Consider the following 26,144-nt stretch of genomic DNA (forward strand, 5'->3'; position numbering starts at 1 on the left):
TCAGAAGTCGAGACGGTAGGCGACGCGGCCGTTTCGTCCGGCCAGGGGGTAGCCACCCTTCTCCGAGTAATAGCGGTCGAACAAGTTGTCGATCAGCACGGAGACGGAGCTGTGGCGGTCGAAGCGGTAGCGCACGGACAGATCGGCAACCGCAAACGGCGCGTAGCGAATGATGCTGGCACTGTTGCCGTTCCAGTCGTTGTCCTGGAAGTGCCCCACATAACGCAGGCCAAATCGGCTGCTCCAGGCGCCGGACTGGTAGTCACCCGCCGCGCGCACCGTGTTGTTGGCGACGTTGCGGATCTCGCTCTGGATTCCGCCGATCTCCTCGGTTCGACGGAAATAATGGGTGCCGGCCAGACTCATTGTGAGGCTGTCGCTGGCCTTCCAGCGCCCGTTCCATTCCAGCCCTTCCATGCGGGCGCTGTTGGCGTTGGTGTAGGAGAAGTAGCGGTTGTCCGTGTCTTCGCCTACCTGGACGCGGGTGATGCGGTCCTTGACGCGGGTCCGGAATACGGTGAGGTCGGTGAAGAACGCACCGGCATGCCATTCAAGGCCCATGTCCCAGGTGACGCTGGACTCCGGACGCAGGCCTGCGTTGCCCGCCAGGACATCGTCCTTGCCGGCTTTGACGGTGAGTGCGGAGCCGGTGAGCTCCAGCGCTGAGGGTGGCACGAAGCCTTTGCCCACCGTGCCGTGCACCCGTATGCCACCTCCGAGCTTGTGGGTGAAGCCCAGGCTGGGGTTGTTGGTCGTGAAGTCGGCCTTGCCGGGGGTGAAGCTGTTCAGCAGGGGCGTGCTGAAGGTCTCGGTCTCAATGCGATCATGGCGCAGACCGAAATCGACGGTGGTGTTGCCCTGATTGAGGTAGAGCGTGTTCTGGGCATACACCCCCAGGCTGCGACGTTCATTGTTGGCACTGCTTGGGGCCTTGCGGGTGCCGTTGGCGTTGTAGCCGAAGGTCTTCTGCCGGACGCTCTCCTGATCCACGCCGACCACGGTCATAAGATGGTCGTTCCAGGTCCACTGGTCCTGGATCTGCCAGCCGCGGTAGTCCAGTTCCTCGGCGAAGCTGCGAAAAGGCAGGTAGGGCCGTTCGGCTGCTGTGGTGCTGGTCTTCTTGTACTGCTCATAGGACTGGGTGCCGAAGAAGGTCCGGGTCGTGATCTGGTGGCCGCCGATGCGACCGGTCAGTTTGAGGTCGGTGCCCTCACGGTCCATGTCCTTGTTGGTCTGGGAGTTGGTGCCGCTGGCAAGGTCGCCGGGAGTGGCAATGTCGCGCCCCCGATAGAGTTCGTTGTTGACCTGTATGCGCCAGTCATCGCTCAACTTGAGCCCCAGGCGCAGGGCGTGGTTCTGTTGGCTGTACGTGGTGTTGGGGCGTCGCGTTCCCTGTCCGGTCCGGAAGTCGGCGTTCTGTTCGAACAACGAGCCGGCATAGTCAAAATCGAGGCGTTCGCTCAGGCTGCCCCCGATGGCGGTGCGCAGCTCGTGGGTGTCGAAGCGTCCGGCGGCGATCTGCGCGTAGCCGCCGATAGGGCCACTGCGCTGGCGGGTGATCAGGTTCACCACGCCGCCCATTGCGGACGAGCCGTACAGGGCCGACGCGGGCCCCTTGAGAACTTCGATGCGTTCCACCTGATCCATGTTGACCAGGCTGAGGTTGGTGGCCATGGCCGGACGGCCGTCGATGAGCAGCAGGGAGCGCTTGTTGATGCCCGAGAACTCGGGCCGGAAGCCCCGGATGCCGATGCCGGAGAGGTTGCCGGGGTACTGGATGACATCAACGCTGGTGTGCTTCTTGAGCACGTCGGTCAGTTCCCGGGAGGGCGTGCGATCTATGTCCTCGGTGCTGACCAGTTCGATGCGCTGGGGGGTGTCGTCCAGGCGGGCTTCGGCCCGGCGCCCGGTGACGACAACGGTGTCTAGCTGGGTCGGATCCTGGGCCTGGGCCCAACCGGCGGCCAGGGAGGACGCGACGAGGGTGAGGGAAAGTGAACGGATTCCGTGCAAGGTCAAACTCCTGTTCGACTGCCTGCACGCTCTCTGGACGACATGAACGATCCCGGCGTGACCCGTGCGCGGGCCATGCCGTACCTGTCGCCATCCGCAACCCCGCAGACAGTCCATGGTCAAGCGCCACCACGCAGGGCGTGACGGCGAACTGGCGACAGGCCGGTCTCCGGGCTTGCAAGATTTGAAGCATCGCCTTCCCAGGCTGATCGCGCATGTCCGGGCGGACACCACGTTGCGGCCCAGTGACTGGTGGTTCGAGACCACCCAGATGTTTCCGTACTTGCTTACCGTTGCGGGGGCAGCCGGGGATTTGCGCCCTGAATGGGGCGCGCACCTCGTTCCCGTTTCACCCGGGGTGGAATTCCCCGGGCACCTGAAGCTCGGCGCGGATTATAGCGACAAATGCAGGCCGGCGGACATGCGTGGGGAAGCTGGGAAAGGCGTGGAAAGGGCTAGGCCATACCTCGGATGTTCTGCCTTCCAATGCAATAAGGGAGCCATGAAGGCTCCCTTATTGCATTGCCTCAGCCCGGATGACCGGGCCGGGGCGGCCGGCTTCAGGCGAAGTTGGCGGAGGCGAAATCCCAGTTGGCCAGGCTGGCCAGGAAGGTTTCCACGAACTTCGGACGCATGTTGCGGTAGTCGATGTAGTAGGCGTGTTCCCACACGTCGATGGTCAGCAGGGGCTTGCCTTCGCCGGTCTTCAGCGGGTTGCCGGCAGCGCCGGTGTTGACGATGTCGACGGTGCCGTCGGCCTTTTTCACCAGCCAGGTCCAGCCGGAGCCGAAGTTACCCACGGCGGAGGCCTGGAAGGCCTTCTTGAACTCGTCGAAGGAGCCCCACTTGGCGTTGATGGCGTCAGCCAGCGCGCCGCTGGGAGCACCACCACCGTTCGGCTTCATGCAGCTCCAGAAGAAGGTGTGGTTCCACACCTGGGCGGCATTGTTGTAGATGCCGCCAGCCGGTGCCTTGAGGAAAGTCTCTTCGATGGAGAGGTTTTCGTACTCGGTGCCGGGGATCAGGTTGTTCAGGTTGACCACGTAGGCGTTGTGGTGCTTCGCGTAGTGGTAGTCGAAGGTTTCTTCGGAAAGATGCGGAGCCAGGGCGTTCTTGGCGTAGGGCAGTTCGGGCAGGGTGTGAGCCATTTGATGTTCTCCGGGGTTTGGAAAATTGCCCGACTATTCTAGTCGGGATTCGCTCAAATGCACAATCCTGGAGGGGTTTTGTCTGGAGCGTCCAGGAGGTCTCCCTGTACCGGATCGACGGTGGCGGCCACGGTGCCGTCGAGGACTTCGATGTAGATGGCGGTTCCCGGAGAAAGACTGGTCACGCTGCGGGCGATCCGGCCGTCGGCATGGCGTGTGATGCTGTAGCCGCGGGCCAGAACGGCCCGCGGATCAAGGTGGGTGAGATGCTGCTGCAGGGCGGCCACGTGTGCCTGGTGACGTGCCAGCAGGCTCTGGGTGGCACGCTGCAGACGCTGACCCAGGGCATCCAGGTCGGCCAGTTTGCGGGTGGGGTCGGGGCGCCCTGCCTTGAGGCGTAGGCCCAGACCCGCGACGCGCGCCTGGCGGCTGGCCAGGTGGCGGGCCATGCTGGCGCGCAGACTCTGATCCAGGATGGCGAGGCGCAGACGGCTGCGTTCCAGCTGTTGGCGTGGGTGCGTCAGTCGTGATGCAGCACGGTCGAGGCGCTGGGCGGCGGCATCGATGCGTCGCTCCATACTCCGGCGCAATCGTGCTGTTAGCTGAGGGAGGCCCTCACGCAGCTCGAAATAGCCTGCACTGGCCAGTTCGGCGGCTGCGGTCGGCGTGGCGGCGCGCAGGTCGGCGCTGAAGTCGGCGATGCTGAAGTCGGTTTCGTGACCAACGCCCACGACCACGGGCAGCGGGCAGGCGCGTATGGCGCGGGCGACCCGTTCGTCGTTGAACGCTGCCAGGTCTTCGAGGCTGCCGCCGCCACGCACCAGCAGCAGCAGGTCGTTGCCGTCCAGGGTGGCGCGCGCGCCGACACGTTGGATTGCGGCGGCGATCTGGGCGGGTGCGGTTTCGCCCTGAACCGGGGTGGGGTAGAGCGTCAGGGGTATCTGGGGTGCCCGCCTTGCAAGGGCTGCCGTTACGTCACGCCAGGCCGCGGCCTGGGGCGAGGTGACAACAGCAATGCCCCGGGGAAAGCGGGGCAGAGGGCGCTTGACTGCCGCATCGAACAGCCCTTCCGCCTCCAGTCGGGCCTTCAGGCGCAGGAAGGCCTCGAAGAGATTGCCGACCCCCGCATGGCGAGCGCCTTCAACGCTGAGCTGGAAGTCACCGCGGGGCTCGAACAGGGTGACAAGGGCGCGCACTTCGACCCGCATGCCGTGTTCAAGGCGAAACGGAAGCAACTGGGCGCGGTTGCGCCACATGGTGCAGCGAACCTGGGCCTGATCGTCCTTGAGGGTGAAGTAGAGATGCCCGGACGCGGCGCGGGTGAGCGTGGATACCTCGCCGGCAACCCACATCAGGGGGAAGCTGCCCTCCAAGGCTTCCCGGGCCGCACGGTTCAGCCAAGACACGGAAACCACGTCGGGCGCGTCTTTCCCGGGATTTGTCAGGGGCGGATTCATGGTGCGCGATTCTACCGGAATCCACATTCATGCCAGAACTGTCAAAAAAAATCCCGGATGCGGGCTTGACTTGCGGGAAAATACGTAAGTTGTTGATTTTAAAAGAGTGTTTTTGCTGCTCATTTTTTGATCCGAGGACTAAAAAGCCTTATGGACTGCGGGTTTAGGGGCATCACCAGCCTTTAATCCACAAAGTTATCCACAGATTCTGTGGATTGTCTCGAAGGTAAAGCCTGTTGCCTAGGGGATGTTCGCCGGGTTACATTCATGCGCTTGATTGGATTCCCAGGAGTGCTCGAGTGTTCGCCATCATCCAGGCTGCAGGCTGGCCCATCTGGCCCTTGTTGTTTGCTTCCGTCGTGGCCGTGGCCTTGATCATCGAGCGGCTCATCACCCTGCGCCGCAGCAAGATCCTGCCGGACGGGCTCCTTGAGAAGGTGGTTGTGGAATTGCGCCAGGGCGGTGCCACGCCTGAGATGATCAATCGCGTTGCCCTCAGCTCGCCCCTCGGGCGGGTCTTCGCCGCCGGCCTGCGCAATGTGCGCAGTTCCCGGGAGGTCATGAAGGAGTCCATCGAGGAAACCGGTCGCGCCGTGACCCACGACCTGGAGCGTTTCCTGACCACGCTGGGTACCATCGCTTCAATCAGCCCGCTGATGGGCTTGTTCGGTACCATCGTCGGCATGATCGAGATCTTCGGGTCCCAGGCCCCGGGTGGTTCCAATCCCCAACAGCTGGCCCAGGGCATCTCCATCGCCCTTTACAACACCGGCTTTGGCCTGGTGATCGCGATTCCGAGCATGATCTTCTGGCGTCACTTCCGCGCCACGGTGGATAGTCTGGTCATTGAGATGGAGCAGCAGGCCATCCGTCTGGTTGAGATGATCCACGGCGAGCGTCGCTGAGGGGCGGACATGAACTTTGGCCGTGGCCGCTCCCGCGAAGAGCCGGAAATCAACCTGATCCCGCTGATCGACGTGTTGCTGGTGATCATCATCTTCCTGATGCTGACTACCACGTATTCGCGTTTTGCCGGGTTGGAGATCAATCTACCCACGGCGGATGCCCAGGCCAGCAGCGAGAAGGCGGTGGAAATCAATGTGGCTGTCAACGCGGTCGGCGATGTGGTCATCAACAAGCGTCCGGTCAATGGTGCCGGCCTTCAGGCGATCGTCGCGGCCATGCAGGCGGTGGTGCCGCCCGGCGCGAAGGATCCTGTGGTGATCATCAATGCGGATGCCAAAGCGGCCCATCAGCGCGTCATCGACGTAATGCAGGCCGCCCAGCAGGCCGGACTGGTGCACATTTCTTTCGCCACCCAGGCGGCCCCGCGCTGACGCTGACGCATGCCACGCAGCGCCCCTGGATTCTGGCGGCACCGGGGCGTGACCGCGTTCGCCCTGCTTCCCCTTTCCTTGTTGTTCGCGTTTTTGTCCGGTGTGCGGCGCTGGCTCTACCGGGCCGGCCTGCTGCGCGTGGAGTGCTTGCCGGTGCCTGTCATCGTGGTTGGCAACATCGCCGTGGGCGGCAGTGGCAAGACACCGGTGGCCCTGTGGCTGGCCGCCGAGTTGAAAGCACGGGGTTTCACGCCGGGCATTGTGAGCCGGGGCTATGGCGGCAGCACCGAAGGCGTGGCCGAGGTGAAGGCGGGGGGGGATCCTGCGTGTTTCGGGGACGAGCCGGTTCTGATGGCGGCAGTGTCGCAGTGCCCGGTGTTTGTTGGGCGCGACCGGCCGGCTGCAGCGCGTGCCTTGCTTGCCAGCTACGGGCGTGTGGATGTGATCATCGCGGACGATGGCCTGCAGCACTATCGCCTGGGGCGGGATGTGGAGATTGTGGTGGTGGATGAGGCGATTCTCGGCAACCGCCTTCGTCTGCCTGCCGGCCCCTTGCGGGAGGGGGTCGGACGGATCGCCACCAGCACCCTGGTGATGGCACACGGAGCGCTTTCCGCCGGGCTGAGGGGCAGACTGGACCGGGTCCCGGTGTTTGAGTTTTCCCTCGTCGGTGATGCCTTCGAGCGGGTGGCGAACCGTCATGACCGCTGCGACCCAGGGCATTTCCGCGGGCGTCGTGTCTGGGCAATGGCGGGCATCGGCCGGCCGGAGCGTTTTTTTGAGCAGGTCGAGGCCATGGGTCTGAACGTCGAACGACGGCCGTTTCCTGACCACCATGGCTACACCCCGGCGGATGTGGCCATCGAAGAAGGCGATGTCCTGCTGATGACCGAGAAGGATGCGGTAAAATGCGGGCCTTTCGCCCCGGCAGATAGCTGGGTGTGGCCGGTCCGGGCGCAGGTGGCGCCCGGCGCGGCAGAACTGATTGTGGAGAAGCTCGATGGATCCCCGACTGCTTGAAATCCTGGTTTGCCCGATCACCAAGGGGCCGCTCGACTTCCGGAAAGACAGGCAGGAGCTGTGGAGCATCAGTGCCCGGCTTGCTTACCCGATTCGCGATGGCATTCCGGTGATGCTTGAAGATGAAGCCCGTCCGCTGTCCGAGGAAGAGCTGGCCCAGGCTCGCTGACATGAGCTTCAAGATCGTCATTCCGGCGCGTCATGCGTCTTCCCGTCTGCCCGGTAAACCACTCCTCGACATTCTCGGCAAGCCCATGGTCCTGCGGGTTCTTGACCGGGCGCGGGAGGCGGGGGCCGATGAGGTCTGGGTGGCAACCGATCACCAGGGGATCGCCGACGTGGTGGAGCAGGCCGGCGGACGTGTGATCCTGACGGCGGCCGAACATCCTTCGGGCACTGATCGCCTCGCCGAAGTGGCGACCCGTCTGGGCTGGTCCGACGAAGTGGTGGTTGTGAATGTGCAGGGCGACGAACCGCTGATTCCGCCGGGGCTCATCGGCGATGTGGCGGCGGCCCTGTCCGCTGATGCCGAGGCGGCCATCGCCACCGCTTGCCATCCTCTTCTGTCCGCCGAAGAGTTCTTCAACCCGAACGTGGTCAAGCTGGTGCTCGATGCGCGGGGTCGCGCCCTGTATTTTTCCCGGGCGCCGATCCCCTGGGCGCGCGACGCCTTCGCCGCCGACCGCGGGGCGCTGCCTGTCGGCTTGCCGGCTTACCGGCATATCGGGCTGTACGCCTACCGGGCAGGTTTTCTCAAGCGCTATGCCAGTCTTGCGGCCTCGCCCCTTGAGCAGTGGGAGGCCCTGGAGCAGCTACGTGCCATGGCCCACGGCTTTCCCATCCGGGTGATGGTGCTGGACCATGCTCCGCCGGCCGGTGTGGATACGGCCGAAGATCTGGAGCGTGTCCGCCGGGCGTTTGACGTAGCGGAAGTTTCGCGATAGTTTCGCAATCCCATGTCGCATCGACAATAACCAGAGGAGGGAAAGACATGCGTCTGATTCTGTTGGGACCGCCGGGCGCCGGCAAAGGCACCCAAGCCAATTACATCAAGGAAAAGTTCGGTATTCCGCAGATCTCCACGGGCGACATGCTGCGTGCAGCCGTGAAGGCCGGTACGCCCCTGGGCATCGAGGCCAAGAAGGTCATGGATTCCGGCGGCCTCGTTTCCGACGACATCATCATCGGTTTGGTGAAGGATCGGCTGAAGGAGGCTGATTGCCAGTCCGGTTACATGTTTGACGGCTTTCCGCGCACCATTCCCCAGGCAGAAGCCATGAAGGCTGCGGGCGTGCCCATCGATTTCGTGCTTGAAATCGACGTGCCGGACGAAGAGATCATTGGTCGCATGTCCGGCCGTCGGGTCCATGTGGCGTCCGGCCGTACTTATCACATCAAGTTCAATCCGCCCAAGGTCGAGGGCAAGGATGATGAAACCGGTGAAGCGCTGATCCAGCGTGACGATGACAAGGAAGAGACGGTGAAGAAGCGTCTTGATGTCTATCACGCCCAGACCAAGCCGCTGGTGGCCTATTATTCCGACTGGGCTGCCAATGGCGATGCAAACGCACCGCAGTACCGCAAGATTGCCGGTCTCGGCAAGGTTGACGAGATTCGCGAGCGGGCGTTCGAGGCGCTGAAGTAAGCTTCGTTCCGTCGCGGTCAGGGGCCGGCCTTCATGGCCGGCCTTTTTTTCAGGGGTCCCGTTTCGGGTATCAAGTGATGGCCAGAAATCTTCTATACGCCCAGTCGGGGGGTGTGACGGCGGTGATCAATGCCTCCGCTGCCGGGGTGATCGCCACTGCCCGCGAGGCGGGAGGACGCATCGGCAGGGTGTTGGCGGCACGCAACGGCATCCTGGGCGTACTGCGGGAAGCTTTGGTCGATACCGCTGACATTTCGGCTGATGACCTTGCGCGCTTGCGCTGCACACCGGGCGGAGCATTCGGATCCTGTCGTTTCGACCTGGACCCGGAAGAGCGCAACCCGGCCCAGTACGACCGCCTGTTTGCGGTGCTGGCGGCCCACGACATCGGTTTCTTCCTCTACAACGGCGGCAATGGCTCGATGGAGACCTGTCGGCAGATTCAGGCCGCGGCCCGGGATCGTGGCTACCCGCTGACGGTGGTCGGCGTGCCGAAGACCATCGACAACGACATCGTGCACACCGATTGCTGCCCGGGTTTTGGCTCCGCTGCAAAGTATCTCGCTACTTCGGTACGGGAGGTGGGGCTGGATCTCAATGCCATGACCACCACCGGTGGGCGGGCCTTCGTCCTGGAGGTGATGGGGCGCAACGCAGGGTGGCTTGCCGCCGCGTGTGCCTTGGCTGCCGACAGCCCGGATTGTGCCCCCCACATCATCCTGCTGCCCGAGGTTCCGTTCGACGAGGTGCCGTTCATGACGCGGGTCCGCGAGACGGTGGAGCGGCTGGGGTCATGCGCGATCGTCGTGGCGGAGGGGCTGCGGGGTACCGATGGGAAGATCCTGTCCATGCAGGCGCAGCATCCCAAAGGCTATGTCCAGTTGGGTGGCGCGGGGGAGGCCATTGCCGACCGGATCCACTCGGAGCTTGGCTACAAGGTGCACTATGCGGTAGCCGACTACCTTCAGCGAGCGGCCCGCCATCTGGCTTCGAGGACGGACACCAATCAAGCCTTTGCCGTCGGCAAGGCCGCTGTGCGGAGGGCTCTCGCCGGGGCGGGCGGGGTCATCGGGATCAAGCGTCTGTCGGGCCGGCCCTATCGTTGGCGCACGATTCAAGCGGCCTTTGAGAAAGTCGCCAATCTCGAGCGCACGTTGCCTCCGGACTTCATCGCGGCGGACGGCCTGGGGGTGACGGATGATTTCCGGAACTGGTGTCGCCCCCTGATCGCTGGCGAAGATCTGCCCCCGTTTGTGGACGGGCTCCCCGATTACCTGCACCTTCAGCTTCCCCTGCTGGCGCGGCTTCTGCCCGAATACGAGCCCTGAGAGGGCGCCGCGACCGTGTCAGGGGTGGTGTGGTGGCAAGGGCTTCAGGCCGGGACCGCGGGGTTCAGGCTGTAGGTGACGGTGAGGCTCGCCTGGGCCAGTATGTGTCCGGCCATGGCGTTGCGTGCCTGCTGCCCATTGAATGCCCCGGAGACGGCCAGCGTAGGCACATCAAGGGCATACACCGTGAACACGTAGCGGTGGCGGATTGAATCGTTCCAGGGCGGGCAGGGGCCGTCGTAGCCGAAGTAGTTGCCCTTCATCTGCTCATCGCCCGCAAACCAGCCGGTGTAGTCGTTGAGCCCATGGCGGCTGCCGTCCGGCCGGTCGGGACCGGGCTTGCCGTTCGGGGTCACCTCGCGGGAATGCTCACCTTCGGCGATGGCCTTGGTTGTTTCAGGCAGGTCGATCAGAACCCAGTGGAAAAAGTCGGTCCGCGGCAGGTCGGCGGGCACCTGCCGATCTTCCTGATTGACATCATCGCCCCGGCTGGGCACGTCCGGGTCGTGACAGATCACGGCGAAGCCGCGGGTACCGGCCGGCGCGCCGCTCCAGCTCAGTTGCGGATTGCGGTTGCTGCCGAGGCAGACGTGCCCTTCGGCGGCCGGGATGCAGAAGGTGTAGGTGCCGGGAATCACGGCACCGTCGGCAAAGCTCTGGCTGGTCACTTGCATTGTTGTGGTCTCCCCTGTGATTCCGCTGATTTTAGCCAAGTTTGACCGATGCGTTGGGGCTCAGGCGCCGCGACGGCGGAAGTCCCTGACGCGGAAGCCGAGTGCGAACAGCACGGCGAAGTACACACCGATTCCACCCAGCACCAGGGCGCACAGACGGATCACGCGTTCGACCCCGGAGGCGCTCAGCCACAGGCTGTCGCTACCTGTTGCGAAATGCACGCAGGCACCCAACACCAGCAGGGCGATGACCAGTTTTCCGGCGAAACGCCCCCAGCCAGGCAGGGGCTGATAGACCCCGCGTTTGCGCAGACCGTGATAAAGCAGGCCGGCATTGACGCAGGAGGCCAGACCGATGGACAGGGCCAGACCGGCATGCTGGAAGGGGCCGATGAATACGAGGTTCATCAGTTGGGTGATGACCAGCGAGAAGATGCCGATGCGCACCGGGGTGCGCACGTCCTGACGGGAATAGAACGCGGGCGCCAGCACCTTCACCAGGATCAGCCCCGTCAGGCCGATGCTGTAGGCGATCAGAGCGCTGCGGGTCTGCAGGACATCGTTGGCACCGAAGGCGCCATGGTGAAACAGGGTGCTGATCAGGGGCACTGCGAGCAGGGCCAGCCCGAGGGAGGCTGGCAGGGTGAGCATCAGGGTCAGGCGCAGACCCCAGTCGAGCAGGGCCGAGAACTCGGCGGGCTGCTCGTCGGCATGCATTTTGGAGAGGCTGGGCAGCAGGATGGTGCCGAGGGCCACGCCGAGCATGCCGGCGGGGAACTCCATCAGGCGGTCGGCGTAATACAGCCATGACACGCTGCCGCTGGGCAGGAAGGAGGCAAAGACCGTATTGATCAGCAGGGAGATCTGGCTTACCGAAACACCCAGCATGGCCGGGCCCATGAGTTTGAGGATGCGCCTTACGCCCGGGTCGGAGAAATCAAGGGAGAAACGCGGCAGCATGCCGATCTGCGCCAGCGGACGCAGTTGCAGCAGCACCTGGGCCAGTCCGCCGATGAAGACCGCCCAGCCGAGTACGAGGATGGGTGGATCGAAATAGGGCGCTGCGAACAGCGCCATGACGATGAAGGACAGGTTGAGCAGTACGGGCGTGAAAGCCGGGATCGCAAAGCGGCTCCAAGTGTTGAGCACACCGCCGGCAAGGGCCACCAGTGCCATGAAGAAGATGTAGGGGAAGGTGATGCGGGTCAGCTCGACGGTCAGTTCGAACTTCCTGGCATCGGCCGAGAAGCCGGGGGCCGTGGCGTAAATGATGGCCGGTGCGGCCAGGGCGCCGAGGATGGAGACGATCAGCACCACCAGCCCGAGGGCACTGGCCACATGGTTGATGAGGCGGCGGGTTTCCTCGTCTCCCCGTTTGTTCTTGTACTCGGCGAGGATGGGGACAAAGGCCTGGGAGAAAGCACCCTCGGCGAACATCCGGCGTAGCAGGTTGGGCAGCCGGAAGGCCACCACAAAGGCGTCCATCTCGATGCCGGCGCCAAAGGCCCGGGCCTGCACGAAGTCGCGTACAAACCCCAGGATGCGCGACAGCAGGGTCATGCCGCTGACCGTGGCGAGGGCGCGGAGGAGGTTCATCGAGGCCATGGAGTCGGGGGCGTTGCGAGGGCAAAGACTGTTGATGTTAGCGGCTTATGGCGCCTTGCAGCAATGCGATTTTCGGCCTTTGGCGGCGTTTGGGCCGGCCCTGGCGCCCGTCGCAGGGGGGGATGGGGTAAAATGGCAAAAATTTTTGCGAGCTCGACCTGATGAAAACCACGTTCCTAGATTTTGAACAGCCTATTGCGGAACTCGAGGCAAAGATCGAAGAACTACGCTTTGTGCAGGATGATTCGGCGGTGGATATCTCCGAGGAGATCGGCCGTCTTGAGCAGAAGAATTACGGCCTGACCAAGGAAATCTACGGAAAGCTCACGCCCTGGCAGTGTGCGTTGGTGGCCCGTCACCCGCAGCGTCCCTATACGCTCGATTACGTGCAGCACATCTTCACCGATTTCGAAGAGCTTCATGGGGACCGCAGTTTCGCCGACGACAAGGCCATTGTGGGTGGTCTGGCCCGCTTCAATGGTCAGTCGTGCATGATCATCGGCCACCAGAAGGGGCGCGATACCAAGGAGAAGATCCATCGCAATTTCGGCATGCCCCGGCCGGAAGGCTATCGCAAGGCCATGCGCCTGATGAAACTGGCCGAGAAGTTCAACCTGCCGGTGTTCACCTTCGTCGATACGCCGGGTGCCTACCCCGGCATCGATGCGGAGGAACGGGGGCAGTCGGAGGCCATCGGCCACAACCTGTTTGTGATGGCCGAACTGAAGGTGCCCTTGATCTGTACCATCATCGGTGAAGGCGGTTCGGGCGGGGCGCTGGCGATTGCCGTCGGTGACCAGCTGCTGATGCTTCAGTACTCTACCTACTCCGTGATTTCTCCGGAGGGGTGCGCCTCCATTCTCTGGAAGAGTGCCGAACGGGCTTCCGATGCCGCCGAGACCATGGGGATCACCGCTTCGCGCTTGAAGTCGCTCGGGTTGATCGACAAGGTCGTGAGCGAACCTGTCGGTGGTGCCCACCGGGATCACCGGGCCATGGCCCAGAACCTCAAGCGGGCGCTCCAGGATGCCCTGCGCCAAGTCTCCGAGCTTTCTCCCTCCGAGTTGCTGGAGCGGCGTTTCGAACGTCTGATGAGCTACGGCAAGTTCAAGGAAATTGCCGTCGACTGAGCCTGTCTCGGCTGTCGTCCGTCATTGGCGGCAGCTTCCGGTCACGCCGACCCGCCTCAGGATCGGCCTGAGTGGCGGACTTGATTCCACCGTTCTTCTGCATGTTCTCGCGGGTCTTCGCGAGGCGCTCGGCTTCGAACTCTCCGCTGTCCATGTCAACCACGGCTTGATTCCTGGGGCGAATGCATGGGCCGTGCGGTGTCGGCAGTTTTGCGACCGCTTGGGCGTGCCATTTCTTGTGCGGGAGGTCGTGGTCAGGCGCGACCATCCTGGCGGGCTCGAGGCGGCTGCACGGGAGGCCCGCCACGGGGCTCTGCAGGAGGATGCCGATGGCGCCTGCCTGGTCCTCGCCCACCACCAGGGTGATCAGGCTGAGACCGTGCTGTTTCGCGCCCTGCGGGGGGCAGGGATGCGAGGAGCAGGGGGCATGCGCGTATGGGATGCCCGCGCCGGTGGGGTGGCCATCTGGCGGCCCTTGCTGGATGTGCCCCGTCGTGATCTTCAGGCTTACGCCGACGAGCACACCCTGCTCTGGGTCGACGATCCCAGTAACCAGGATCCACGGTTTTCCCGCAATTTCCTGCGTCTGGAGGTTCTGCCACGCATTGAGGCACATCAGGCCGGCGCCTCTGCCGGGCTGGCCCGTACCGGGCGCCTGTGCGCCGAGGCGGCGGATCTGCTGGACGATCTGGCCGACCTGGATCTCGCGGCCATGGGTGGCACGGCTGAGCGTCGCTTCAACCATTCTATGGCGCTGGGGCTCACGTCGCCCCGTTTGCGCAATGTTTTGCGCCGCGCCCTCCATGGGGCCGGGGCGCTGATGCCCGATGAGGACCGGTTGAGGGAGGCGGAGCGGCAGATGCGCCAGGAGACGGCGGCGACTGGCTGGCGCCTGGTGCTGGGGAGCCACGCCCTGTGTGTATATCGGGACGCCTGGTGGATCGAGCCTGCCGGCCTGCCCGTGATGGCCTTGCCGCAGGTTTGGGCGGGTGAGCCCCGGTTGGCGTGGGCAGGCGGTGCCGTGGCCTTCAACGCTGCCGTGGGGCAGGGCATTGCCGCATCAATGCTGCGTGGTGCGTGCTGCGAACTACGTCCACGGGTGGGGGGTGAGCGTCTCCGTCCGCGACCTGACGGCCCTGCACGGAGCATCAAGAATCTGCTGCAGGAGGCCGCCATCCCACCCTGGCGGCGTCGATCACTGCCACTGCTGTGGGTGGAGGGACGCTTGGCGTGGGTCGCCGGGGGCGGCGTGGATGTGGCCTTCCGCTGCCCGCCCGGCGAGCCGGGTGTGGTGCCTGACTGGTCCGAGACAGCCTGAATCAGTCGCGCCCTGGCGCCAGCAATTGGGCCAGTTCCACCGCCGAGCGCACGCCCATCTTCTCGAAAACACGGGAGCGGTGCACCTCTACCGTCCGCATCGAGATGTTCAATTCGTCGGCGATCACCTTGTTGAATTTGCCCGTGAGGACCAGATGCATCACCTCGATTTCCCGAGGGGTCAGTTGCGCCAGGCGACTGCTCATGGTGGCCTGGGCCTCTTGGCTGGCCGTGCGCCTGGCGTCGCTTTCCATGGCCCGGATCACTACATCAACGAGGGCGTTGTCATCGAAGGGCTTTTCGAGAAAGTCGAAAGCCCCTTTTTTGAGGGCACCGACGGCCATGGGGACGTCTCCGTGGCCGGTGAGGAAGATCACCGGCATGTTGTTGCCGCGTTCAAGCAGGACGTCGAAACACTCCAGGCCGCTCATTTCGCGCATCCGGATATCCAGCACGACGCATCCATGGAAGTCAGGCTGCCAGGCTGCAAGGAATTCCTCCGCCGATGACCAAGCCCGGGACGCTACGTTGCGGGTGCGGAGCAGCCAAGTAAGCGCATCGCGGATGGCCTCGTCGTCGTCGACAATATGGGCAAGGGGTGGATTCATGGCAGAACAGGAAGCGAGAAGTAAAAAATCGTACCACCGCCCGGGTTCTCCTCGAAGCTCAGGCGGCCCCGGTGAAGTTCAGCGATGGAGCGGCAGATGTTGAGCCCCATGCCCATGCCTTCTTCCTTGGTGGTGAAGAAAGGGGCGAAGAGCTTTTCAGCCACTTCGGGAGCAATGCCTTTGCCGCGGTCAGCGACGCTGAGAATCAGCATGTCGTCCTGCAGACGCGTGACGAGCTGGAGATTGCGCTGAGCCCGGGGGGCATCGGCCATGGCATCCATGCCGTTGCGGATGAGATTGACGGCAACCTGTTCGATCATCACGGGGTCGGCGGCGACGGGGGGCAGGGCGTCGGCCAGATCCTGGTGAATGTTCACACCACGCCGTTCGGCATCGGGCTCCACCAGTCCGACGGCTTCGCGCAGGATCGCGTTGAGGTCCACTGGCTCACATTTGGGTTCGCTGCGTCTGACGAAGGCATGGACCCGCCTGATGATCTGGCCTGCGCGCTGGGCCTGTTTGCCGATCTTCTCGAGAATGCCGGTGAGCTCGCGGGGAGACATGTCCCCGTTGCCGATCATGTTGATGCACCCCGTGTTGTAGCTGGAGATCGCCGCAAGGGGTTGATTGAGTTCGTGGGCCAGGGTGGAGGCCATCTCCCCCATGGTTACGAGCCGGGCCGTGGCCTGCAGGCGCTCCTGCTGCTGGCGGGCCAGCTCCTGGGCATTTTTCTGTTCGGTGACGTCCACCATGGAACCCATCCAGCCGATGTGCCGGCCCTCCGAGTCGATCAAAGGCGCTTCGATGAGCAGCGCGTCGAAGCGCTCACCATTCTTGCGCATCAGGCGGATCTCGATGCCCTGGGGTGGGGCATGGCCGCCCAACACCATTTCGTGGACTGTCAGGGTTCGTTCCAGGGCCTCGGGTGCCCAGTAGGGCATGGGGGGGAGCAGACCGACCAGTTCCTCGGCGCTCCATCCGACCATGCGGCAGAACGCCGGATTGACATAGGTGATGCGCCCTTGAAGGTCACGGGCCCGCATGCCGGTGTTGAGGGAGTCCTCCATGGCCTTGCGGAAGGCGTGCTCGGCACGCAGAGCCTGCTCGGCGGCTTGGCGGCGCTGCATGTGGCGGCGTAGCTGCCACAGGCTCCAGACGATGGCGCCGGCCAGCACACCTAGGGAGCCCATGAGGAGCAGGGGGATCCAGCGTACTTCGCTTTTGTATGCCGTCACATTGAGAGTCAGGCCGTGACCCGGAGGGTCGAAGGGGATCTCATAGCTCAGGCCGGAAAGGGGGGAGACCCGTGACTTGGCTGCGATCTCGACCCCCAGGCTGTTGTCCACCGATACCCGGTAACGTTCGGAGAACCACCAGGGCACCTGACGGGAGATCATGTTGTTGAGGGAATAGACACCGACGACCGAGCCCTGGTAACGCCCGCCTTCGAATATCGGCACGTGTACTTCGAACTGGGTCTGGTTCTCGATGACCGCATAGGCATCGCTGTACACCGGTCGGCCCATGGAGCGGGACAGGCGGTAGGCCGAACTGGAAGGGAAAGTGCCGCCGGTTTCGCCCACCAGATGGCTGTCTGTGTAGGGCGGCTGGGCGCCTTTCACGTCGCCGTTGCCGTTCAGCCACAGAATCCGGATCAACCCGCTCTCCGGGTCGAGGGCCTGGCGCAGGCGGGCCTCGGTGGTCGGGGTAAGTGGCGCGTTTTTGAGCAGCTCTGTGCCCAGTTGGGTGAGGTGGCTGTTGTTACGCTCGAACTGGAAGCCCAGGTTCTGCTCCATCCACAGCACGTCGTTGATCAGGGTGGCCCGTTGTTCTTCCGCGTCCTGCCGATGGGTCAGCCACAGTAGCGCCGCCATGGTGGCCACAAACAACGCCACCGCCGCGTAGGGCAGGCTCCAGTACCAGCTCGGCGGTGGGGAGGGGGCAGGAAGAGGCAAGGGGTCAAGTATCACGGGTTGGTTTGTCCACGTTATCGCCCGAACCGGTTGGCAATACCATCAGCGCTTTCCACACTGCGGATGACCACAATTGCTGCAGCATGGCGGCGTGCCGATAGTGCAGGGGTAGCCTGCTGTTGTTCTGAAGGCTCCAACTTCGCACCAATTCCAATGATGGAGACAGGAAAATGAAACTGCGCACCGTACTTTTCAGCCTCGCTGCCCTCGGCTTCTGCGCCTCGGCGTCTGCCCAGGCCCCGATCGTGATCAAGTTCAGCCACGTCGTGGCTGTCGATACGCCCAAGGGCAAGGCTTCCGAGTTCTTCAAGAAGCGTGCCGAGGAGCTGACCAAGGGCAAGGTGAAGGTCGAGGTCTACGCCAATAGTGCACTGTACAAGGACAAGGAAGAACTGGAAGCCCTCCAGCTGGGCGCCGTGCAGATGCTGGCGCCGTCCCTGGCGAAGTTCGGGCCGTTGGGCGTGAAGGAATTTGAAGTCTTCGATCTGCCCTACATTTTTGACGACTACACCGAGCTGCACCGCATCACCCAGGGCCCCGTTGGCGCCAGCATCCTGAAGAAGCTGGAGCCCAAGGGCATCGTTGGTCTGGCCTACTGGGACAATGGCTTCAAGTCCTTCTCCGCCAATACCCCGATCCGCACCCCGGCCGACCTGAAGGGCAAGAAGCTGCGCATCCAGTCGTCCAAGGTGCTGGAAGAAGAGATCCGCACGGTGGGTGGTCTGCCCCAGGTGATGGCCTTCTCCGAGGTGTATCAGGCTCTGCAGACGGGTGTGGTGGATGGTACCGAAAACCCGCACTCCAACATGTTCACCCAGAAGATGCATGAGGTGCAGAAGCATCTGACCGTGACCGATCACGGTTACCTCGGCTATGCGGTCATCGCCAACAAGAAGTTCTGGGATGGCCTGCCGGCCGACATTCGCGGCCAGCTGGAAACGGCCATGAGGGAGTCCACGGTTTACGCCAACAAGATTGCCCAGGAAGAGAACGACAAGTCTCTTGAAGGCATCAAGAAGAGTGGCAAGACCCAGGTCTATGTGCCGACCAAGGAAGAGAAGCTGGCCTTCAAGAAGGCCATGGTCCCGGTGCATCAGAAGATGGAAGGCCGCATCGGCAAGGATCTGATTCAGTCCATTTACAAGGAAACCGGCTTCGATCCCGCGAAGCTGTAAGCACTCTCCGCTTCACGTCCGAAGGGCGTCTTCCCGCAGGCCGGGAGGACGCCAGGCCCGGGTTCCGTCCCGACGCATCCAATCGCAATTCTCTGCGAGGCTAAATCATGAAATTACTCGATCACCTGGAAGAGTGGATCATCACCTTCCTGATGGGCGGGGCCACGGCCATCATCTTCCTGTCCGTGGTTCACCGCTATCTGGCGGGTCTCAGCATTCCCGGTCTGCAGGACTGGTTGCTGTCCCTCAACTTTAGCTGGGCCCAGGAGCTGTGCATCATCATGTTCGTGTGGATGGCCAAGTTCGGCGCCGCCTATGGCGTGCGTACCGGCATCCACGTGGGTGTCGATGTGCTCATCAACCGCCTGTCCGACAGCAACCGCAGCAAGTTCATCATCTTCGGCCTGCTGGCCGGCGCCCTGTTTACGGGCATCGTCGCCACGCTGGGCGGCCATTTCGTGTGGGAGAACGGTGCCCACTACGCCTTCCTGGGCATGACCGGCGCCGAATTCGGCGACGTACCTGAAGGCCCCACCACGCCCGACCTCGAATGGCCGACCTGGATCGTGTATAGCGCGATTCCCCTGGGTTCCAGCCTGATGTGTTTCCGCTTCCTGCAGGTGACCTGGAACTTCCTCAAGACGGGCGAGTTGCCCCACCACGACCACGGTCATGTGGATGGTCTTGAAGACGAAGTCGCCGCGGTGGATGCGAATCCCTACTCGCTGGACGACAACCTCCACATCCACGACCTCAAGCACAAGCCGCTCGGCGACCGTGAAGGAGACCGCAAATGAACGCCGCAATCATCTTCGGGATCCTGCTGGCCCTGATGCTGACGGGGATGCCGATCTCCATTTCCCTCGGCCTCACCGTGTTGTCCTTCCTGTTCACGATGACGCAGGTGCCGCTTGAGTCGGTAGCCCTCAAGCTGTTCACCGGCATCGAGAAGTTCGAGATCATGGCGATCCCGTTCTTCATCCTGGCGGGCAACTTCCTGACCCACGGTGGCGTGGCCAAGCGGATGATCAACTTCGCCACCTCCATGGTTGGGCACTGGTATGGTGGCCTGGGCCTGGCCGGTGTGCTGGCCTGTGCGCTGTTCGCGGCGGTGTCGGGCTCTTCGCCGGCCACCGTGGTGGCAATCGGCTCCATCCTGCTGCCGGCGATGGTCAGGGCGGGTTTTCCGAACAAGTTCGGGGCCGGCATCATCACCACTGCCGGCGCGCTGGGCATCCTGATCCCGCCGTCCATCGTCATGGTGATGTACTCGGTGGCCACCAACACCTCCGTCGGTGCGCTGTTCATGGCCGGCGTGGTGCCGGGCTTGGCCCTGGCGGCGACGCTCGGCGGCGTCACCTGGTACCGGGCGCGCAAGTTCAACTACCCCCGTCAGCCCAAGGCGTCGGTGGCTGAGCGCGTGAAGGCCTTCAAGGAGTCCGTTTGGGGCCTGCTGCTGATCGTGGTGGTGATGGGTGGTATCTACACCGGCATGTTTACGCCCACCGAAGCGGCGGCGATGAGCGCCATGTACGCTTTCTTCGTGGCCGTGTTTGTGTACCGCGACATGCCCCTGAAGGACGTGCCCAAGGTGCTGCTCAACTCGGCCAACATGTCGGCGATGCTGCTCTACATCATCACCAACGCGGTGCTGTTCAGCTTCATCATGACCAACGAGAACATCCCGCAGGCCCTGGCCGAGTGGATGCTGGGCAACGGGTTGGGTGTTGTCGCCTTCCTGCTCGCGGTCAACGTGCTGTTGCTGCTGGCCGGCAACTTCATGGAGCCCTCGTCCATCGTGTTGATCTTCGCGCCGATCCTGTTCCCGGTGGCCATTAAGCTGGGAATCGATCCGGTGCACTTCGGCATCATCATGGTGGTGAACATGGAAGTGGGCATGTGCCATCCGCCAGTGGGGTTGAACCTCTATGTGGCTTCGGGCATCACCAAGATGGGTATCACAGAGCTGACGGTGGCTGTATGGCCGTGGCTGCTGTCGATGCTGGTGTTCCTGGGGCTGGTCACCTATTGGCCGGGTCTGTCCCTGTGGTTCCCGCGCATGCTTGGGATGATCTGATTCTCTCCTGCTGAATGTCCGAAAGCGCGCCCTTGTGGCGCGCTTTCGGCTTTTGCGGGTTCGGGGTGCGTTTTGCCGGGCCTGCGCTTTGTGATAAAAGAACGTGTTTACTGCGGCCGTCCGGTCGCGCGTGTCGTCTGCGAGGCTCCTGTTGTCTGAATCTCTCCCGTCGTCCGAGCACGACTGCTATCACTGCGGGCTACCCATCCCCGCCGACGTGGATCTCCAGGTGGAGATCGAAGGGGTGCCGCACCGGATGTGCTGTACGGGGTGTCAGGCTGTTGCCCAGTCCATCGTGAGTAGCGGCTTGGTGGATTACTACAAGCGCCGCGACACGCTGCCCGAGCAAGCCCGCGAGGCCATGCCCGACGAGCTCAAGGAACTGGGGCTTTTCGATCATCCGGATTTTCAGCAAGGCTTCGTCAAGCCTATTGGTGAACACGAGCGGGAAGCCGACCTGATCCTCGAAGGCATCACCTGTGCCGCCTGCATCTGGCTCAACGAGCAGCACGTCGCCCATCAGCCCGGAGTCACGGCGGTGGACATCAACTACGCCACCCGGCGGGCACGGGTGCGATGGGACGAGCGCCGGATCAAGCTCTCCGACATTCTCGGGGCCATCCAGGCCATTGGTTACCGGGCCTATCCCTATGACTCCGCCCGGTCGGAGCAGATTTCCCAGCGCGAGCGTCGTTCCGCCCTGTGGCGTCTGTTCGTGGCCGGCTTCGGCATGATGCAGGTCATGATGTACGCCTTTCCGGTGTACGTGGCCGATCCTGGCGACATGACGGCCGACATCGAGTTGTTGATGCGCTGGGCCAGCCTGATTCTCACCGCGCCGGTGGTGCTGTACTCCGCAGCGCCCTTCTTCAGCCACGCCCTGCGTGACGTGCGCCTGCGTCGCCTGGGAATGGACGTGCCCGTAGCCCTCGGCGTGGGGGCGGCCTTCGTGGCAAGTTGTTGGGCCACCTTCACGGGCAAGGGGGAGGTGTACTTCGACTCGGTCACCATGTTTGTGTTCTTTCTGCTGTGCGGGCGTTACGTCGAAATGCTTGCCCGTCAGAAGGCTGTGCGAGGGGTCGAGGAGCTGGGCAAGGCCTTGCCCGCCTTTGCTGAGCGACTGGCGGCCTACCCGCTGCCCGAGGGAGAGCGGGTGCCCGTCTCGCAGCTCCTGGTGGGTGACATTATCCGCATCAAGCCCGGTGAAACCGTCCCCGCGGACGGTGTGGTGGTTGGCGGCAGCAGCGAGGTCAACGAAGCCCTCCTCACGGGTGAGAGCCGGCCAGTGCCAAAGACGCCGGGGGGCGAGGTGACGGGCGGAAGCCTCAACATCGGAAGCCCCCTGACCGTGCGGGTCAGTCGCACCGGCGACAACACCCGGCTTGCGGCCATCCGCCATCTGATGGAGCGAGCGTCGGCAGAGAAGCCGAGGGTCGTCCAGCAGGCCGACCGCGTCGCCGCATATTTCATCGTAGCGTTGCTGGTGCTTGCGGTGGTAACGGCCGCGTGGTGGTGGTGGACCGATCCAGACCGGGCTTTGTGGGTCTTTGTTTCGGTGCTGGTGGTGAGCTGCCCCTGCGCTTTGTCCCTTGCAACGCCGGTGGCCCTCACGGTGGCCACCGATGCGCTGGCTCGCATCGGTGTATTGGTGACCCGTGGGCACGCCATCGAAGCCCTGGCCCGCGCCGATCATTTCGTTTTCGACAAGACTGGAACCCTTACCTATGGCGAGATGCGGGTCGAGCAGATCCGCCTGTTGGGCCGTGCCGAAGAGGCGGATGTCCTGGCGCTGGCTGCTGCGCTCGAACAGGGGTCCGAACATGCCATCGCTGCGGCGCTGCGTCTGCGGGTGGGGACCGCGGCCTTGCCGGTCCTCGTCGAACTCGCCGCGACCACGGGGCAGGGCGTGTCGGGTTCGCTGGCCGGTGTGCGCCATCGTATCGGGCGGCCGAGCTTCGTTGCCGACCTGACCGGTTCGCCGGTGCCCGAGGCTCTGCGTGAAGACGAACGCTCGGGCCGTACCGTGATTGCCCTGGGGTCGGAGAAGGGCTGGCTGGCTGGCTTCACCCTGTCCGATGGGCTCAGGGAGGATTGCCCCGCGGCTTTCGAGTCTCTGCGTAGAAAGGGTATCGCTCTTTCCATCTTCAGTGGCGATACGCCTTCCACCGTCGAGGAGTTGGGTCGCCGCCTCGGTGTAGCACAGGCCCTCGGCGGCATGACGCCCGAGGACAAGCATAGCGGCCTGGTGGCCCTGCAAAAGGGTGATGCCGTGATTGCCATGGTGGGCGATGGCGTGAACGACGCCCCGGTGCTGGCCCAGGCGCAGGTATCGGTGGCCATGGGCGGCGGTACCGATCTGGCCCGCAATCAGGCTGACATCGTTCTGCTGAACGGTCACCTCTTGTCTCTTGCTGACGGCGTCAGCCTGTCCCGGCGGGCGCTTGCCATCATCAGGCAGAACCTATGGTGGTCGTTTGCCTATAATTTCACAGCGATACCCCTTGCCATGCTTGGGCTCGTCACACCCTGGATGGCAGGTATCGGCATGTCGGCGAGTTCACTCTTTGTCGTTCTGAACGCCCTGCGCCTCCAGCGCAGGCTGTCCCGCTGAGGATTCCCATGGAAAGCCTTTACTTGCTGATACCGCTGTCCGTTGTGCTGGTTTTCGTGATCGGGGTCGTATTCTGGTGGTCGGTGCGGAGCGGTCAGTTTGATGATCTCGAAGGGCCGGGTTATCGGGTGGTGGTCGACGATGACGCTCCGCCGTCGGCGAAGCCTCCGGTCAAGGGAGAGGAAGGCGCCGAGCCCCGCTGACAAATCGAAAATTCACCCTTCTATCTGAATGGTTTTTGACCCAAATCAAGACGCCCGGGCAGGGAAGTGCGCATACTTCGCTCCAAGTTGAAAACGCGAACACGAGCAACAACATGCGTTTTCGTGGCGCGATGGCGCCAAGACTGAAGTCTCTCTGTTGGGGTTGGGGGTGCGCGATGCGCACCCTTTTTTTTGTTTCGTCGCCCCCCTGTCGCCACACGACGAATGCCCTCCATGCGCCCTTGCTGTCCGACCGCCTTGTCGGACCCGAGATGGGGTCTTCAGTCGTTCCGTCCCTGGGTTTATCTCGTGCTCCGCCGGGCACTTGCCGCTGGCGTCCCTTGCTTTTCACTCGCTCTCATGGCGGCCTGCGCGGAAAAGCGCCGATCTGCAGCGCCAACCTGCTAAAATTCCGGGCTTTAGTTTTTCGACCATCCCTTGTCTCACTGGAGTCTGCCTCATGGCCATTGAACGTACCCTGTCCATCATCAAACCCGATGCCGTCGCCAAGAACGTGATCGGCCAGATCTACGCCCGCTTCGAAGGCGCCGGCCTGAAGATCATTGCTGCCAAGCTCGTGCACCTTTCCGAGCGTGAAGCCGGCGAGTTCTATGCCGTGCACAAGGAGCGTCCCTTCTTCAAGGATCTCGTTTCCTTCATGACGTCCGGCCCGGTGATGATCCAGTGCCTCGAAGGGGAGAACGCCATCGCCAAGAACCGTGAGCTGATGGGCGCCACGGACCCGAAGAAGGCCGATAAAGGCACCATCCGTGCCGATTTTGCCGAATCCATTGATGCCAACGCTGTGCATGGCTCCGACGCGCCCGAAACTGCGGCGGTCGAAGTTGCCTTCTTCTTCCCCGGCATGAACGTTTACAGCCGTTGATGATCTCTGGTTGCGGGGTGAGATGTCTTCTTCCCGCAACCAAGGATGGAACTGCCCGTGGTCAATCTTCTCGATTTCGATGCCGAAGCCCTCACCGACTGGTTTGTCCAGCAGGGTGAGAAGCCGTTCCGCGCCAAGCAGGTGCTCCGCTGGGTGCATCGTTTTGGTGTCACCGATTTTGAGCAGATGACCGACGTGGCCAAGTCCCTGCGGGCCAAGCTCGCGGGGACGGCCCGCATCACGCCGCCGGTGCCGGTGCGTGACAGTGTTTCCACGGATGGCACACGCAAGTGGCTGCTGGATGTCGGTAACGCCAATGCGGTCGAAACGGTGTTCATTCCCGAAACCAACCGTGGCACCCTGTGCATTTCCTCCCAGGCGGGATGTGCCCTTGATTGTGCGTTCTGTTCGACCGGCAAGCAGGGCTTCAACCGCAACCTCAGTGCAGCCGAGATCATCGGCCAGTTGTGGCTGGCCAATCGCATGCTGGGCGCCAATGGTGACGGCGAGCGGGTCATCAGCAATGTGGTGATGATGGGCATGGGCGAGCCCCTTGCCAATTTCGACAACGTGGTGTCGGCGCTCAAGCTGATGCTCGACGACAACGCCTATGGTCTGTCCCGGCGACGTGTCACGGTGTCCACGTCCGGCATCGTCCCGGCCATGGATCGCCTGCGCGACACCTGTCCCACGGCGCTTGCCGTGTCGCTGCACGCGTCCAATGACGCCCTGCGCGACAGGTTGGTGCCGATCAATCAGAAATATCCCCTCCGCGAGCTGATGGCGGCTTGCCGGCGTTATCTCGAGAAGGCGCCGCGTGACTTCATCACCTTCGAGTACGTCATGCTGGACGGAATCAACGATTCCGATGCCCATGCCCGCGAACTGATTGCCCTTGTGCGGGACGTGCCCTGCAAGTTCAACCTCATTCCGTTCAACCCGTTTCCGGGGTCCGGCTTCGAGCGTTCTCCGGCGCCGCAGATCCGGCGTTTTGCCGAAATACTCATTGATGCGGGCATCGTCACCACGACGCGCAAGACACGCGGAGATGACGTGGATGCGGCTTGCGGTCAGCTTGCCGGTCAAGTGCAGGACAAGACCCGCCGTACGACGCGTATCGTGCCGATTGGGGAGGTCCGAACTTGAAGCGTCTTGTGCTCTTGTCCATTCCGCTCCTGCTGTCGGCCTGTGCCGGGCCACAGATCCCCGGGGGCGTGGCACGCCTTGAACGTCCGGTATCCGAACAGCCCGTTCAGAGTGACGGGCGGCGCAAGGCAAAGGTGCATGTGGAACTGGGGCAGGCCTACTTTCAGGCCGGGCGTTTCGGCGTTGCGCTCGATGAGGCCCGTGCCGCCGCGGCTTACGATTCCGGCTACGCGCCTGTCTATCAGTTAATGGGTCAGGTGCATATGTTCCTTGAGGAGAACGCGATCGCGGAGGCGAATTTTGCCCACGCCCTGCGTCTTGCTCCAGGCGACCCGGAAGTGATGAACTCGTACGGATGGTTCCTGTGCTCCGTCGGCAAGGAGCAGGCCGGGCTCGAACTCCTGAATACGGCGGCCCGGAATCCCTACTATCAGAGTCCGGCCCGGGCGTTCACCAATGCGGGCCTGTGCCATGTCCGGCTGAAGAACGACAGGGCGGCCGAAGAGCAGTTCCTGCGCTCCCTTGAGGCGGACCCGACGAATCTTCAGGCCATCTATCACCTCGCTGCCATTACCTATCGCCGCGGCGCTTACGAGGCCTCACGGAGGTACGTCGCGGCCTTGCATGAAGGCGGGGAACCCACCGCTGAAAGCCTGTGGCTTGGTATCCGCGTTGAGCGCCGTCTTGGTGATCGTGCTGCCGAAGCGACCCTCGTGCAGCAGCTACGCCGACGTTTTCCCACTTCCCCCGAATATCAGGCATTTCTGCAAGGGCAGTATCAGTGACAGATT

At 63.2% G+C, this 26,144-nt stretch carries 24 protein-coding genes and 1 riboswitch; of the genes, 17 read left to right on the forward strand and 7 right to left on the reverse strand.

Going from position 1 to position 26,144, the window contains the following annotated elements; genetic code table 11:
- From J0L98_RS02450 to xseA, 3 genes are all read right to left on the reverse strand, one after another.
- Positions 1-2,013 carry a TonB-dependent receptor gene (locus tag J0L98_RS02450; RefSeq protein ID WP_296409857.1) on the reverse strand — a complete coding sequence of 671 codons (2,013 nt, stop codon included), beginning with the start codon at positions 2,011-2,013 and terminating at the stop codon, positions 1-3.
- A gap of 142 nt (positions 2,014-2,155) precedes the next feature.
- Positions 2,156-2,408, reverse strand: a riboswitch (cobalamin riboswitch).
- Between the two features lie 165 nt (positions 2,409-2,573).
- Positions 2,574-3,161: a Fe-Mn family superoxide dismutase gene (locus J0L98_RS02455; RefSeq protein ID WP_296409858.1), complete on the reverse strand. Its 588-nt coding sequence runs from the start codon at positions 3,159-3,161 to the stop codon at positions 2,574-2,576.
- 53 nt (positions 3,162-3,214) lie between these two features.
- The gene (xseA, locus tag J0L98_RS02460; RefSeq protein WP_296409859.1) at positions 3,215-4,618 is read right to left on the reverse strand and encodes an exodeoxyribonuclease VII large subunit; all 1,404 of its coding nucleotides are present in this window, start codon (positions 4,616-4,618) and stop codon (positions 3,215-3,217) included.
- A 299-nt stretch (positions 4,619-4,917) separates the two neighbouring features.
- On the opposite strand from xseA, the gene J0L98_RS02465 reads away from it, so the two are divergent.
- The 7 genes from J0L98_RS02465 (at position 4,918) to J0L98_RS02495 (ending at position 9,948) form a co-directional block, all read left to right on the forward strand.
- Positions 4,918-5,523, forward strand: a complete 606-nt coding sequence (locus tag J0L98_RS02465) for a MotA/TolQ/ExbB proton channel family protein (RefSeq protein ID WP_296409860.1) — start codon at positions 4,918-4,920, stop codon at positions 5,521-5,523.
- 9 nt (positions 5,524-5,532) lie between these two features.
- Positions 5,533-5,955 (forward strand): biopolymer transporter ExbD, encoded by a 423-nt coding sequence (locus J0L98_RS02470; protein WP_296409862.1) that lies wholly within the window; start codon positions 5,533-5,535, stop codon positions 5,953-5,955.
- 9 nt (positions 5,956-5,964) lie between these two features.
- Positions 5,965-6,975 (forward strand): tetraacyldisaccharide 4'-kinase, encoded by a 1,011-nt coding sequence (gene lpxK, locus J0L98_RS02475; RefSeq protein WP_296409863.1) that lies wholly within the window; start codon positions 5,965-5,967, stop codon positions 6,973-6,975.
- Positions 6,956-7,144, forward strand: a complete 189-nt coding sequence (locus tag J0L98_RS02480; RefSeq protein WP_296409865.1) for a Trm112 family protein — start codon at positions 6,956-6,958, stop codon at positions 7,142-7,144. Before lpxK ends, J0L98_RS02480 begins: the two co-directional genes overlap by 20 nt.
- Position 7,145: 1 nt before the next feature.
- On the forward strand, positions 7,146-7,919 hold the full coding sequence (gene kdsB, locus J0L98_RS02485) for a 3-deoxy-manno-octulosonate cytidylyltransferase (RefSeq protein ID WP_296409867.1): 774 nt from the start codon (positions 7,146-7,148) through the stop codon (positions 7,917-7,919).
- 47 nt (positions 7,920-7,966) lie between these two features.
- Positions 7,967-8,620: an adenylate kinase gene (adk, locus tag J0L98_RS02490; protein WP_296402728.1), complete on the forward strand. Its 654-nt coding sequence runs from the start codon at positions 7,967-7,969 to the stop codon at positions 8,618-8,620.
- A 74-nt stretch (positions 8,621-8,694) separates the two neighbouring features.
- Positions 8,695-9,948, forward strand: coding sequence for a 6-phosphofructokinase (locus tag J0L98_RS02495; RefSeq protein ID WP_296409869.1), 1,254 nt, complete (start codon positions 8,695-8,697; stop codon positions 9,946-9,948).
- 44 nt (positions 9,949-9,992) lie between these two features.
- On the opposite strand, the gene J0L98_RS02500 is transcribed toward J0L98_RS02495, so the two are convergent.
- Both J0L98_RS02500 and murJ read right to left on the reverse strand, forming a co-directional pair.
- A complete protein-coding gene (locus J0L98_RS02500; protein ID WP_296409871.1) occupies positions 9,993-10,622 on the reverse strand; it encodes a YbhB/YbcL family Raf kinase inhibitor-like protein in 630 nt (209 codons plus the stop codon).
- Positions 10,623-10,682: 60 nt separating this feature from the next.
- Positions 10,683-12,218 carry a murein biosynthesis integral membrane protein MurJ gene (murJ, locus tag J0L98_RS02505; RefSeq protein WP_296409872.1) on the reverse strand — a complete coding sequence of 512 codons (1,536 nt, stop codon included), beginning with the start codon at positions 12,216-12,218 and terminating at the stop codon, positions 10,683-10,685.
- Between the two features lie 170 nt (positions 12,219-12,388).
- Here murJ and J0L98_RS02510 point away from each other — a divergent pair, with 170 nt between their 5' ends.
- A complete protein-coding gene (locus tag J0L98_RS02510; protein WP_296402737.1) occupies positions 12,389-13,357 on the forward strand; it encodes an acetyl-CoA carboxylase carboxyltransferase subunit alpha in 969 nt (322 codons plus the stop codon).
- Positions 13,344-14,675 (forward strand): tRNA lysidine(34) synthetase TilS, encoded by a 1,332-nt coding sequence (tilS, locus tag J0L98_RS02515; protein ID WP_296409874.1) that lies wholly within the window; start codon positions 13,344-13,346, stop codon positions 14,673-14,675. Before J0L98_RS02510 ends, tilS begins: the two co-directional genes overlap by 14 nt.
- A gap of 1 nt (position 14,676) precedes the next feature.
- Here the strand turns inward: tilS and J0L98_RS02520 are convergent, their stop codons facing one another.
- Both J0L98_RS02520 and J0L98_RS02525 read right to left on the reverse strand, forming a co-directional pair.
- Positions 14,677-15,282, reverse strand: a complete 606-nt coding sequence (locus J0L98_RS02520) for a response regulator (RefSeq protein ID WP_296409875.1) — start codon at positions 15,280-15,282, stop codon at positions 14,677-14,679.
- Complete coding sequence (locus tag J0L98_RS02525; RefSeq protein WP_365954081.1) at positions 15,279-17,237, reverse strand: PAS domain S-box protein; 1,959 nt, start codon at positions 17,235-17,237, stop codon at positions 15,279-15,281. Before J0L98_RS02525 ends, J0L98_RS02520 begins: the two co-directional genes overlap by 4 nt.
- Before the next feature lie 188 nt (positions 17,238-17,425).
- Here J0L98_RS02525 and J0L98_RS02530 point away from each other — a divergent pair, with 188 nt between their 5' ends.
- From J0L98_RS02530 to pilW, 8 genes are all read left to right on the forward strand, one after another.
- Positions 17,426-18,430, forward strand: coding sequence for a TRAP transporter substrate-binding protein (locus J0L98_RS02530; protein ID WP_296409876.1), 1,005 nt, complete (start codon positions 17,426-17,428; stop codon positions 18,428-18,430).
- A gap of 104 nt (positions 18,431-18,534) precedes the next feature.
- Positions 18,535-19,227, forward strand: coding sequence for a TRAP transporter small permease (locus J0L98_RS02535; RefSeq protein WP_296409945.1), 693 nt, complete (start codon positions 18,535-18,537; stop codon positions 19,225-19,227).
- Positions 19,224-20,507 (forward strand): TRAP transporter large permease subunit, encoded by a 1,284-nt coding sequence (locus J0L98_RS02540; protein ID WP_296409877.1) that lies wholly within the window; start codon positions 19,224-19,226, stop codon positions 20,505-20,507. Before J0L98_RS02535 ends, J0L98_RS02540 begins: the two co-directional genes overlap by 4 nt.
- A gap of 151 nt (positions 20,508-20,658) precedes the next feature.
- Complete coding sequence (locus tag J0L98_RS02545) at positions 20,659-23,118, forward strand: heavy metal translocating P-type ATPase (protein WP_296409879.1); 2,460 nt, start codon at positions 20,659-20,661, stop codon at positions 23,116-23,118.
- Between the two features lie 8 nt (positions 23,119-23,126).
- Positions 23,127-23,321, forward strand: a complete 195-nt coding sequence (gene ccoS / locus J0L98_RS02550) for a cbb3-type cytochrome oxidase assembly protein CcoS (protein ID WP_296409880.1) — start codon at positions 23,127-23,129, stop codon at positions 23,319-23,321.
- A 460-nt stretch (positions 23,322-23,781) separates the two neighbouring features.
- Positions 23,782-24,207 (forward strand): nucleoside-diphosphate kinase, encoded by a 426-nt coding sequence (gene ndk, locus J0L98_RS02555; RefSeq protein ID WP_296409881.1) that lies wholly within the window; start codon positions 23,782-23,784, stop codon positions 24,205-24,207.
- 45 nt (positions 24,208-24,252) lie between these two features.
- Positions 24,253-25,353, forward strand: a complete 1,101-nt coding sequence (gene rlmN / locus J0L98_RS02560) for a 23S rRNA (adenine(2503)-C(2))-methyltransferase RlmN (protein ID WP_296409882.1) — start codon at positions 24,253-24,255, stop codon at positions 25,351-25,353.
- Positions 25,350-26,138 carry a type IV pilus biogenesis/stability protein PilW gene (gene pilW / locus J0L98_RS02565; RefSeq protein WP_296402752.1) on the forward strand — a complete coding sequence of 263 codons (789 nt, stop codon included), beginning with the start codon at positions 25,350-25,352 and terminating at the stop codon, positions 26,136-26,138. The genes rlmN and pilW overlap by 4 nt, the downstream gene beginning before the upstream one ends.
- Positions 26,139-26,144: the final 6 nt, after the last annotated feature.

Origin of the sequence: Zoogloea sp., from assembly GCF_017302315.1 — a bacterium.
Lineage (GTDB): Bacteria > Pseudomonadota > Gammaproteobacteria > Burkholderiales > Rhodocyclaceae > Zoogloea.